Here is a 10637-nt window from a genome sequence, read left to right on the forward strand (position 1 = left end):
GCATCAGGGCGCGACGGCGTAAGGGGAGACCCTGCGCCAAGGCGACGGCGTAGGGGCGACCCTGCGTCAGGGGCGACGGCGTCAGGGCGCGATGGCGCGGCAGAGCCAGGCGAGGGCGGGCGGGTAGCGGTAGTCGATCCCGCCGTGGCCCGCCTCGAACAGCTCGAAGTGGATCACGTCATCGCGGACGCCGGCGTCGAGGAGCGCCTGGCGGAACGCCTGCGCGCCGACGTCCAGGAACCACTCGTCGCGCGTGCCGCCGTCGATCCAGATCGCCCGCTGCGAGCGCATCGCCTCGGCGTGCACCGGCACCATCCGGACCGGGTCCCAGGCCAGCCAGCGGTCCCAGACGTCCGGCCGCATCGCGCCGGTGACCGGGTCGAACGGCAGCTCGGGCGTGCCGTCCTCGCGCGCGGAGTAGCACAGCGCCATGGCGAGGACGTTGATCAGCTCCATGTCCTCGGGCCGGGTGAACGCGACGCGCCCCTTGAAGTCGTCCCACCAGCGCCAGATGTCGCCGTCGTAGGCGCGCAGATGCCGGACGCACTTGGGGAACTCGGGCAGGTAGCAGTACTCGAACAGCGCGTCGCCCGCGTGCGTCGCGAGCGCGCCGAACAGGTCGGGACGCAGCATCGGCGTGATCATCGCGCCGTAGCCGCCGCTGGACTTGCCGCTGATCGCGCGGTGCTCCGGGGCGTCGAGCGTCCGGAAGCGGGCGTCCACCCACGGGACGACCTCGTCGCAGATGTAGGAGTGGTAGCGGCCCGTGCCGGGCGAGTCGACGAACTGGCTGCCGCCGTGCGCCGTCCAGGCGTCCACGAACACCACGATCGCGGGCGGGGCCTCGCCGGAGGCGAACACCGCGTCCGCGGTCTCCGGGAACGGCTGCCGGTACGGCATCCGGTTGCGCCACATCTCGATGTGCCCGGTGAACCCCTGGATCACGTACACGCTGGGGTAACGGCGCTCCGGCTCGTCGTCGTAACCGGGCGGGACGTACACCAGGACGGGCCGCTCGTGCGGGTCGCCCAGCGGGTTGCCGCGCAGCAGCTCGCTGGCGACGACGTGCTCTTCCAGGCGGCCGGCGAGCTCGGCGGACCACGGCAGCATGCGCACTCCCTCATCCCGGTTCGGCTGATCATCTCGACGCTAACCCAGCCCGCCGGACGGGCAAACGCCGGGGCAAGGTCCCGGCGAACGTCCCGGGAGGATGTCACACTTCGGCGGTCTGCCCAGTCCATTCGATGAGGGAAGGGAGAACCGATGACCGACAATGCCGCCGTACTCCGCGACCTGCACCGCCCCGGTGATCCGCTGCTGCTGCCGAACGTCTGGGACGCGGCGAGCGCCACGACCGTCCAGGAGGCGGGCTTCCCGGCGCTCGCGACCGCCAGCGCCGCCGTCTCCGCGATGCTCGGCTATCCCGACCACGAGGGCGCGCCCGCCGAGGAGATGTTCGCCGCGGCCGGCCGGGTGATCAGGGCCGCGTCCGTCCCCGTCACCGTGGACGCCGAGGCGGGGTACGGGCTGGCGCCGGGCGAGCTCGCCGAGCGGCTGCTCGCCATCGGCGCCGCGGGATGCAACCTGGAGGACACCTACGCCGGGGAGCTCGCCGGGCCGGAGACGCAGGCCGAGTTCATCGCCGCCGTCCGCGCCGCCGCCGGCGACGCGCTGGTGATCAACGCGCGGACCGACACGTTCATCGCCAAGGTCCCGGACCCGGTCGACGCCGCGATCACCCGGGGCCGCCTGTACCTTGAGGCCGGCGCCGACTGCGTGTACCCGATCACCGCGCCGCTGGACGCCGTCCCGACGCTGGTCAAGGAGCTGCCGGGGCCGATCAACGCGAACCAGATGCCCGGCTCGTCCGTCGCCGACCTGGCCGCCGCCGGGGTGGCCCGCATCTCCTACGGCCCGATGCCCTACCTCCGGGCCCTGGACGCCCTGAAGGAATTCGCCACCCGCCTGAAGGAGGGAAAGAACCCCTACGCCTGACCGGCGCCCACCGTCCCGCGGCGCGGGCCGGTGGATGGTCACGGCCGGGCGCCGGTCGGCGGTGGTTCGTCGTCCTCGGGGGCGGGCTGCGTCACGAGCTCGAACTCGCCCTCGTGGCGTTCGGTGCCGGAGACGACCGCGCCCTCCAGGACCTCGGCGCCTTTGAGCTGGCGGCGCATCATCGGGTCGTCGCGGATGTCCTTGGCCAGCGAGACGCACAGCAGGATCAGCACGATCGCGAACGGCAGCGCGCCGATGAAGGTGATGTTCTGGATGCCGCTCAGCGCCTTGTCCCCGCCGATCACCAGCATGATCGCGGCGACGCCGCCGGTCATCGCGCCCCAGAAGATCACCATCCAGCGGGCGGGCGAGGCCGAGCCGCGCTGCGACAGCGTGCCCATGACGATCGACGCCGCGTCCGCGCCCGACACGAAGAAGATCGCGACCAGGATCATCACGACGATCGCGGTGAGCAGCTCCCAGGGCAGGTTGCCGAGGACGTTGAAAGTGATCTGCTCCTCCGACCCGTCCCCGTACGGGTCGAGGTGCTCGTGCTGCTGGCGGATCGCCGTCCCGCCGAAGATCGCGAACCAGACCAGGCTGACCACGCTCGGCACGAGGATCACCCCGGCGACGAACTGGCGGATGGTCCGGCCGCGGCTGATCCGGGCGAGGAACATGCCGACGAACGGCGACCAGGAGATCCACCACGCCCAGTAGAAGATCGTCCAGTCGGCGAGGTAGTCCTGCATGGGCTTGCCGCCGGTCGCGCCCGACCGCGACGCCATCTCGCCGAAGTCCCGGATGTACGAGCCGATCGAGGTGGGCAGCAGCTCCAGGATGAACACCGTCGGCCCGACGACGAACACGAAGAACGCGAGGACGGCCGCCAGCACCATGTTGATGTTGGACAGCCACTGGATGCCGCGGGCGATGCCGGACACCGCCGACAGGACGAAGCCGATCGTCAGCACCACGATGATCAGCACGAGGACCGTGGTGCCGAGCGACTCGATCCAGCCGGCCTCCTGCAGCCCGGTGCGGATCTGCAGGGCGCCGATGCCGAGCGACGCGGCCGAGCCGAACAGCGTGGCGAACAGCGCGAGGATGTCGATGAGCTTGCTGACCGGGCCCGTCCCGTGCCGCCCGATCAGCGGCACGAACGCCGAGCTGATCAGCTGGCTGCGGCCGCGGCGGTAGTGCCCGTACCCGATCGCGAGGCCGAGCACGGCGTAGATCGACCAGGGGTGCAGCGTCCAGTGGAACATCGTCGTGGCCATCGCGGTCTCGATGGCCGGCTCGCTCTGCGGCGCGACGGTGCCGGGCGGCGGATCCACGAAATGCGTGAGCGGCTCCGCGACGCCGAAGAACATCAGCCCGATGCCCATGCCCGCGCTGAACATCATCGCGATCCACGAGACCGTCCGGAACTCCGGCTCCTCGTCCTCCCGGCCGAGCGGGATCCGGCCGTACTTGCTCATCGCCAGCCACAGCGAGAAGATCACGAACCCGGTGGCGGCGAGGACGAACAGCCAGCCCACGTTCGCCAGCAGCCAGTCCAGGACGGACTGGGCCGTCGAGCTGAGGCTGTCCGTCCACACCGCGCCCCAGATCACGAACGCCATGGACAGCCCCGCGGTCAGGCCGTACACGATCCAGTCGGTACGGGCCGGCCCCTCCGCCTGGAAGAGCGCGGGGGACCCGGGTTCGCCGTCCCGCCCGCCGGATCCGATCTTGAGGGTCTTCATGACCCTCAGTCATTCCCGATTAGTCACCGATCACTTTCATGAACAAGTAATTCGTTCCCGTCTAGGGCGTCCGGCGCGCGGTACCTCACTTCTTCGCGTCGTTCACCGCATGGACGAGTTCGTCGACATCGGACGGCGCCGTCCGGTGGCTGATGACGCAGGCGCGCAGGGCGGCACGTCCGGCCACCTTCACGGGGCTGATCCACGCCCGCCCGCCGCCGACGACCCGCCGGGCCAGCGCGTCGTGGTGCTCCCACGTCGCGTCTTCGGGGTCGGCGAAGCAGACCACGGGGAGCGGGGTGTCGTTGACGATGGTCCATCCGGTGCCGCGCAGGCTTTCGCGGAGGCCGTCCGCGAGCGCCGCGTCGTGGTCGAGCCGCTCGGCGTATCCGGCGCGGCCCGCGACGGCCAGGCTGAGGAACAGCTTCAGGCCCATGAACCTCCGCGACCACTGCTGGCTGGAGGTGTACGGGTCGACGGTGTCGGGGACGTCGTCCGGCATATACGACGTCGTCACCCGGAACGTCTCCGCCAGGCCCTCGCCGTCGGTGGTCAGCAGCGCGCCCGCCCCCATCGGGACACTCAGCCATTTGTGCGCGTCCACGGTGATCGAGTCGGCGCGCTCGATCCCGGACAGCGCCGGGCGCAGCGTGTCGGACAGCGCCGCCGCGCCACCGTAGGCGGCGTCGACATGGAGGCGGAGCCCGAGGTCGGCGCAGAGGTCCGCCAGCTCGGGCAGCGGGTCGATGGCTCCGGCGCCGGTCGTCCCGGCGGTCGCGACGACGAGGAACGGCAGGTCGCCGCCCGCCCGGTCCGCCGCCACCCGCCGGGCCAGCTCCTGGACGTCCAGCCGCAGGTCGGGCCCGGTGGGTACGAGGTGGACTGCGTCCCGCCCGAGCCCCGTCGCGTGCGCGATCTTGAGCCAGGCCAGGTGGCTCTCCGCGGACGCGTACATCACCGGGCGGCCGGGCAGGGCGCGCAGACCGTCCTCGCCGTACCGGGGCCACGTCCGGGTGAGCGCCAGCAGCACGCCCGTCAGGTTCGCCTCCGCGCCGCCGCTGGTGAACGACCCGGCCACCCGCCCAGGTGGGTAGCCGAGCCGTCCGCCGAGGAAGCGCAGCAGATGGGCCTCGATCTCGACGGCGGCCGGGGCATGCGACCACGCCGCCATCTGCGGGTTGAACGCGGCCGCCAGCGTGTCCCCGACCACCCCCATCAGCGTCGGGGTTGGGTTGAACAGGCCGAAATAGCGCGGATGCGTCGTGTGGACGGTCGTCGCGCGAAGCAACACCGCGACATCGTCGATCACGTCCTCCGCCGGCACCGGCCGCCCGAAGTCGTAGGCGCCGATCGCGGCCCGCAGCCCCCGGACGTCGACCGGCGCGCTCACGTCCCGCCCGGCGATCTCCGCCCGCTCGCGTTCCAGCAGCCCGACGACATGCCGCCACACCCGCTCGGCGGCCGGCGCGGGCGGGTCGAAGGAGGCCCGCCCATCAGGGAAATCGTCCATACCCCGAGCCTTCCGCCGCCGGGGCGGCGGCAGAAGTGGCAGAAGCGACCATCATCGCTAAATTTGTGACATGCACAAGCTGGCCGTCGCCGTGACCGAGGGCGTACCGATCTTCGAGCTGGCCATCCCGTGCGAGGTGTTCGGCTACGAACGTCCAGGCCTCGCGAACTCCTGGTACGACTTCCGCCTGTGCGCCCCCGCCGGGACGCGCACCGCCGCCGGATTCGCCGCCCACACCCGGCACGGACTCGACGCGCTGGCCGGCGCCGACACGGTCGTCATCCCCGCCTGCGCGAACGTCCTCGACGACCAGCCGCCCGACCTGGTGGACGCCGTCCGCGCCGCACACGCGAGCGGCGCCCGCATCGTGGCGCTGTGCACGGGCGCGTTCGTCCTCGCCGCCGCCGGGCTCCTCGACGGGCGCCCGGCCACCACCCACTGGATGCACGCCGACCAGCTCGCCCGCCGCTACCCGAAGGTGCGGGTGGACGCGTCCGTCCTCTACGTGGACGACGGCGACATCCTGACCAGCGCGGGCACCGCCGCCGGGCTCGACCTGTGCCTGCACGTCGTCCGCGCCGACCACGGCGCCGCCGTCGCGAGCGCGCTCGCCAAACGGCTCGTCATGCCCGCGCACCGACCCGGCGGCCAGGCCCAGTACATCGACGCGTCCGCCCCCGTCCAGGCCCCGGACGAGCTGGGCCCGCTCCTCGACTGGGCCCGCCGCCGCCTCCACGAGCCGCTGACCGTCACCACCCTCGCCCGCCGCGCCAACGTCACCCCCCGCACCCTGATCCGCCGCTTCCACGCCGCGACCGGCACCACCCCGATGGCCTGGCTGCGCGGAATCCGGATCGACCACGCCCGCGAACTCCTGGAGACGACGACGCTCCCTGTAGGCCAGATAGCCGAACGCTCCGGCCTCGGCACCCCGGCCAACCTCCGCCACCACTTCACCCGCGTCGTAGGCGTCCCCCCAACCACCTACCGCCGCACCTTCTCCACCAAGGACCGTCAATACCGCGACCGCCCCTCGCCGCCGTCCGGACGGCGAGGGACACTCTTCAACGTGCTCAGTGACACTGCTCGGACGTCCCGACAACGGCCATGAGCACGATCACGCCACCGACGAGCCACTGGCTGGAGGACGGCCAGCAGCACGTCTCGATCGCCCGCAGCGCCCGCACTGCCCGCTCCTCACCGCTCACCCAGTCCGGGACGGGGTTCAGCGCCTTCTCGCACGCCCGGCCCCACTCACCCATCAGCCAGTCGCGCGCGACTTTCGGATCGGTGTGGACGGCCGCGACGAACCGCGCCGACTTGATCAGCCAATCAACGGTCCGCACCGGCGGACGGTCCGGGCTGTTGAGATCGAGCGTGTCGGGCTTCCCGAGCCGCTCCCACTCCCGCCCGGCACCCGACCACGCGTAGCAGTGGTAATGCGTGGGCTGGACGCCCGCCCGCCTGGTCGTGTCAGGCGCGATCTGCTGCGTGGTCACTTCCCGCCCATGTTGTTGCACTCCGGCGGGCAGCACGGCGACCGCTCGCCGTGCCAGAACTCCACGTCCACCCGGTACCCGGTCGCCACGAGCTGCGGGATGGTGGCCTCGAGCGCGTCAGGAAGATCAGCGCCTGCCCCATCATCCGCTCGGCGTAGCCAAGGGTGACGTGGTGGTAGCGCCGCAGGTCCTCGACCAGGAGGTTCCACACCTCGGGCGGGACGAGTTCACGCGGATCCTTGGCGGCCTGAGCCGCCCGGTCAGTGGTGATGGTCACGATGCCCTCCATCGGCGCGCGCCTCGTGGTTGATGCCGCCGCCCCGGGTGCGCGCCTTCTGGCGCGGGACGCGGACTCTGGGGGGATCTATTTGCCTTGGGCAGCTCGGCAGTCAGGGCAGATCCCGCACGAGGTGCCGTCAGGGTCGGGATCGGTGCAGGCCCATGGCAGGGGCGTCTCCTTGGAGTGAGGGCCGCGGCGTCTAGAAGGGGAATCTCGGTGCCGAGGTCGTGAGACTCCTTGGCCTGGACGAGGTACCGGCCGCCGACCAGCGCCCACCACACACCGGTGGAGGCCCCGAACCAGGCGAGCGGCCGAACCGGCGCATCAACCCCTGCGTGGCCGCAGCCCGCGCCTACAGGACGGTGCTGTGGTTCCGCGCGTACCTCGGCGCGCTCACCGCACGCACCCCCTGTGCAGGGGGGCGTCGCCGGCCGCTTCGACGCCACGCCCGGCCTCGATCTCCTGCGCCGCGGCGAGCAACTCGCGGAGCCGCTCCTCCGACTCGGCGCGGATCCAGGCAAACCCGCCGTTGACCGGGCCCCGATACGGACGCCGGTGCGCCTCCCAAGGCAGCAGATTGACGTACAGCTCATACCGGCACGCCCACTCGGGGAAGTCCTTGAGTAGTCGGGCGAGTCGCGCGTCGAGATCTTCTGGAGGCGAGGTCATGGGGTCGTCTCCCGGTTGCGGTGCACGGTGATTTCGCGGTCACCATCAGTGAACCTGTGGCAGGCGCCACAGGTCAGCGTGATAATCCCGGGTGAGCGCGGATGCGTCACGGCATCCGCGGACATCCGGCCGAGGTGCGTCGCAACATGTCGTCTGAGAACACGGTCATCGGTGTGCGCCTGCGTGCCGCGAGGAAGGCGGCCGGGCTGACCGTCGCCGACGTCGCCGAACGATGGCGCGACCTCGCCCCCGAGCCCGTCCGGCGCCGGCTCCCCACCCTGCACGACCTTGAGCGGACCATCCGCGGCCACGAGGCCGGCGAGCACAAGCCGGGGCCCCGCTACCGCATCCTGTGGGCCCGCGCTCTCCAGATCTCGGAAGACGAGTTGTTCAGCGAGACCGACGAGCGGCTCGCCGACGATCCGCACGGCCGCGTGCGCCGGCCCGAGGTACTGGAGATGGGCATCGCTGCCGGGGCCGCTACCATCACGCCCGGCAGCGGTCACTATGGGCCTGTGGCGCCGGAACTCGTCGGCTACTTCCGCCAGCAGCTACCTGGCCATTACAGCGCCGACATCTGGCTGGGCCCTCACATGCTGATCGCTACCGTGGACGCGCAGACGCGGCTTCTCAAGCAGCTCGTCAGGGCCGCTGACTCGCCCGTCCGGCGCGGGCTGCTTGAGATGGGGGTGGCCTACGCGGCACTGCTGGGGTGGCTCTACCAGGATGCGGCCGACCTCGAACGATCCGCGCACTGGCGGACAGAGGCCCTCGACATGGCGCATCGCCACGGCGACCCTCAACTCGTCTCCTACGCTCTCGCGAACAAAGCGATGCACGCCGTGGATCTCCATGACGGCGCGGCCATCGTCGACTACGCGCAGGCCGCCCTCGCCGACGAGCGTCACCTCTCTCCAAAAGTCCGCGTCCTCGCGCTCGTCCATATCGCACACGGGTACGGCTTTCTCGGCGACCGTACCGCCATCGACCGGACCCTCGACGATGCTCAAGCTCTTGTCGAGCAGGTCGACGGCGAATACCCATGGGGCAACGCGTGCCGTCGCACCCCGCGGTATATGGACATCCAGCGCGCAACGGCGTACGGCAGAGCGGGCGCGCACGACGATGCGGCGCGGCTATGGGACGAGATCCTCGGTGACCAGCCGGACGACCATCGGCGAGACACGGGCGTCTTCCGGGCACGGCAAGCAGCCGCGCTGGCCGCTACCGATCAGCCCGAGAGGGCGGTGGCGATCGCGGCCGGTGCCGCCACCGTCTGCACGGAGACGGGATCTGAGCGACTCCGCGCCGAGTTGGCCGCGCTCCCCGCACACGCCTCGGCGTGGGCCCACAGCCCGCGCGGCCGGGATCTGACTGAGATCATCGCCTCCGTCACCTGACCCCTGGAGGTAGCCGTGACCATCCCGGAGCCCCTGACGGACGGCCAGATAGCCGAGCAACTCGCCGCCCTGCCCGGCTGGGAGCGAGACGGCGACGCGATCACGCGGACGTTCAAGCACTCGTACCACGAGACCGTGCACCTGGCCATGTACGTCGCCGCGAAGGCCCGCGAGATCGGACACCATCCGGACATTCACATCACGTGGCAACGCATCCGGTTCGCCATCACTACGCATGACGCCGGCCACCGGATCACGAAGAAGGATTTCGAGCTTGCCGGCCACATCGACGCGATCGCGACCGGTCACGGGGCCGAGCCGGCCTAGATTGGCCGCGCGATGCACCGGCGCCCGCCCTCCACGAGAGGCGGGCGCCAGTCTCGTCTTTTCGTTAGCTCCGTCTAGTCGCCCAGTGCGGGTCGATGTGGCCCAGCCAGGCGTCCTGCTCGTCCGCCAGCGGCTCCTCCAGCGGCAGTGGCAGGAATCGGCAGGCGAACGTCATGCCTGCATCGCTGCCCCCCCCGCGCACCGTGTGGTTCCACGCATCGGCCGTGGTCTCGGGCACGTGAAGATGGAAGAACGCGGTCCTTCGCGGCTGTCCCGTTTCGGGATGCGGCTTGTCCTCCACCATGACCTGCCGGACCACGGACGCGCTGACCAGCCCGGTCTCCTCGGCGACCTCCCGAAGAACGGCGCTCTCCAGCCCCTCCCCAGGACGGACGCCGCCCGCGGGAACCTGAGTTCCCGCCTCGGGCATGCCGACGTGATCGAAGACCAGCAGCTCGGGGACGCCCCCGTCCCTGATCACATAACCCGCGACACGCTCCCGCACCCGAACCACCACGACATCCTCCCAGGGGACAGCCCTTGACCTCGGCCTGCTCCAGGCGGAGAGGCGGGCGATCAAGGGCTGTTCCGGTCAGTGGCCGGGCGTCATCCCCGGGTCTGGTGCGTGACGAAGACGGTCTGGTGGATGCTGCAGGTCACGCGCGAGACGGAACCCACCGGCACCCACGGCCCGAAGCAATCGAGAACGCCGAGGAAGGGGACGTCCTGCCGCGCCCACACGCGGTGCTCTCCGGTGCCGCCGGTGCACCGGCTCTCGTAGTTCTGGCCGTCGACCTGCACGCCGGCGCAGCCGGTCGGGGTCGCCGCGGCGCTGGGCGCGGTGCCCACCAGCGCCGTCGCGGCGGCGACGCCGGCGAGCGAGATCATCGCCGTGCGCTTGCCGATCTGCGATACGCGTTCGCCCTTCATGTCTTCCGTCCCTTCACACGGTGGGGTCACGCCGCCCGCGCCTCCGGTGAGCGAGGCATCACGTCCACCCGGTCGCGAGCGATCGTCCGGCATTCGTGTCCGGGCGGACGCTGGATGACCGATCGACCGGATTTCTCAGGGGCGGGCGGTTGTGTGGCGGGCTATCAGGGCGGCCAGGGCTTTGGGGGCCTCCAGCTCGATGACGTGGCCCAGGTCCGGGAGGAGGACCAGTTCCGAGCCGGGCAGGGCTTCGGAGATGGGGCGGGCGTGGTCTTCGGG

11 protein-coding genes are annotated in these 10637 nt (G+C 71.1%); 4 read left to right on the top strand and 7 right to left on the bottom strand.

Annotated features, from left to right (window positions below; translation table 11 throughout):
* Positions 1-81: 81 nt before the first annotated feature.
* Positions 82-1110, bottom strand: a complete 1029-nt coding sequence (locus E1264_RS33535) for an alpha/beta hydrolase-fold protein (protein WP_132179987.1) — start codon at positions 1108-1110, stop codon at positions 82-84.
* A gap of 153 nt (positions 1111-1263) precedes the next feature.
* On the opposite strand from E1264_RS33535, the gene E1264_RS33540 reads away from it, so the two are divergent.
* Complete coding sequence (locus tag E1264_RS33540; RefSeq protein ID WP_132179989.1) at positions 1264-1995, top strand: isocitrate lyase/phosphoenolpyruvate mutase family protein; 732 nt, start codon at positions 1264-1266, stop codon at positions 1993-1995.
* A 38-nt stretch (positions 1996-2033) separates the two neighbouring features.
* Here the strand turns inward: E1264_RS33540 and E1264_RS33545 are convergent, their stop codons facing one another.
* Together E1264_RS33545 and E1264_RS33550 are read right to left on the bottom strand one after the other, a co-directional pair.
* Positions 2034-3743 (bottom strand): BCCT family transporter, encoded by a 1710-nt coding sequence (locus E1264_RS33545; protein WP_132179991.1) that lies wholly within the window; start codon positions 3741-3743, stop codon positions 2034-2036.
* 85 nt (positions 3744-3828) lie between these two features.
* A complete protein-coding gene (locus tag E1264_RS33550; RefSeq protein ID WP_132179993.1) occupies positions 3829-5253 on the bottom strand; it encodes a pyridoxal-dependent decarboxylase in 1425 nt (474 codons plus the stop codon).
* A 70-nt stretch (positions 5254-5323) separates the two neighbouring features.
* Here E1264_RS33550 and E1264_RS33555 point away from each other — a divergent pair, with 70 nt between their 5' ends.
* A complete protein-coding gene (locus tag E1264_RS33555; RefSeq protein WP_132179995.1) occupies positions 5324-6364 on the top strand; it encodes a helix-turn-helix domain-containing protein in 1041 nt (346 codons plus the stop codon).
* Here the strand turns inward: E1264_RS33555 and E1264_RS33560 are convergent.
* Both E1264_RS33560 and E1264_RS33565 read right to left on the bottom strand, forming a co-directional pair.
* Positions 6327-6752, bottom strand: coding sequence for a hypothetical protein (locus E1264_RS33560; protein ID WP_132179997.1), 426 nt, complete (start codon positions 6750-6752; stop codon positions 6327-6329). The two genes, E1264_RS33555 and E1264_RS33560, sit on opposite strands and share 38 nt — an antisense overlap.
* Before the next feature lie 673 nt (positions 6753-7425).
* Entirely contained in the window at positions 7426-7701 is a 276-nt protein-coding gene (locus tag E1264_RS33565) for a hypothetical protein (RefSeq protein ID WP_132179999.1), read from the bottom strand.
* A gap of 101 nt (positions 7702-7802) precedes the next feature.
* Here E1264_RS33565 and E1264_RS33570 point away from each other — a divergent pair, with 101 nt between their 5' ends.
* Together E1264_RS33570 and E1264_RS33575 are read left to right on the top strand one after the other, a co-directional pair.
* On the top strand, positions 7803-9101 hold the full coding sequence (locus tag E1264_RS33570; RefSeq protein ID WP_132180001.1) for a helix-turn-helix transcriptional regulator: 1299 nt from the start codon (positions 7803-7805) through the stop codon (positions 9099-9101).
* A gap of 15 nt (positions 9102-9116) precedes the next feature.
* Positions 9117-9428, top strand: a complete 312-nt coding sequence (locus tag E1264_RS33575) for a 4a-hydroxytetrahydrobiopterin dehydratase (RefSeq protein WP_243711321.1) — start codon at positions 9117-9119, stop codon at positions 9426-9428.
* Positions 9429-9492: 64 nt separating this feature from the next.
* Here the strand turns inward: E1264_RS33575 and E1264_RS33580 are convergent, their stop codons facing one another.
* Positions 9493-9945, bottom strand: coding sequence for an NUDIX domain-containing protein (locus tag E1264_RS33580; RefSeq protein WP_132180003.1), 453 nt, complete (start codon positions 9943-9945; stop codon positions 9493-9495).
* A gap of 89 nt (positions 9946-10034) precedes the next feature.
* A complete protein-coding gene (locus E1264_RS33585; protein WP_132180005.1) occupies positions 10035-10358 on the bottom strand; it encodes a hypothetical protein in 324 nt (107 codons plus the stop codon).
* Positions 10359-10637: the final 279 nt, after the last annotated feature.

The sequence above is a fragment of the Actinomadura sp. KC216 genome (assembly GCF_004348535.1).
GTDB lineage: Bacteria > Actinomycetota > Actinomycetes > Streptosporangiales > Streptosporangiaceae > Spirillospora.

Excerpts from the sequence above, each read along its gene's own strand:
- E1264_RS33545 (WP_132179991.1), bottom strand. The coding sequence starts at position 3,743 with ATGAAGACCCTCAAGATCGGATCCGGCGGGCGGGACGGCGAACCCGGG.
- E1264_RS33550 (WP_132179993.1), bottom strand. The coding sequence starts at position 5,253 with ATGGACGATTTCCCTGATGGGCGGGCCTCCTTCGACCCGCCCGCGCCG.
- E1264_RS33565 (WP_132179999.1), bottom strand. The coding sequence starts at position 7,701 with ATGACCTCGCCTCCAGAAGATCTCGACGCGCGACTCGCCCGACTACTC.
- E1264_RS33585 (WP_132180005.1), bottom strand. The coding sequence starts at position 10,358 with ATGAAGGGCGAACGCGTATCGCAGATCGGCAAGCGCACGGCGATGATC.
- E1264_RS33555 (WP_132179995.1), top strand. The coding sequence starts at position 5,324 with ATGCACAAGCTGGCCGTCGCCGTGACCGAGGGCGTACCGATCTTCGAG.
- E1264_RS33570 (WP_132180001.1), top strand. The coding sequence starts at position 7,803 with ATGCGTCACGGCATCCGCGGACATCCGGCCGAGGTGCGTCGCAACATG.
- E1264_RS33540 (WP_132179989.1), top strand. The coding sequence starts at position 1,264 with ATGACCGACAATGCCGCCGTACTCCGCGACCTGCACCGCCCCGGTGAT.
- E1264_RS33535 (WP_132179987.1), bottom strand. The coding sequence starts at position 1,110 with ATGCTGCCGTGGTCCGCCGAGCTCGCCGGCCGCCTGGAAGAGCACGTC.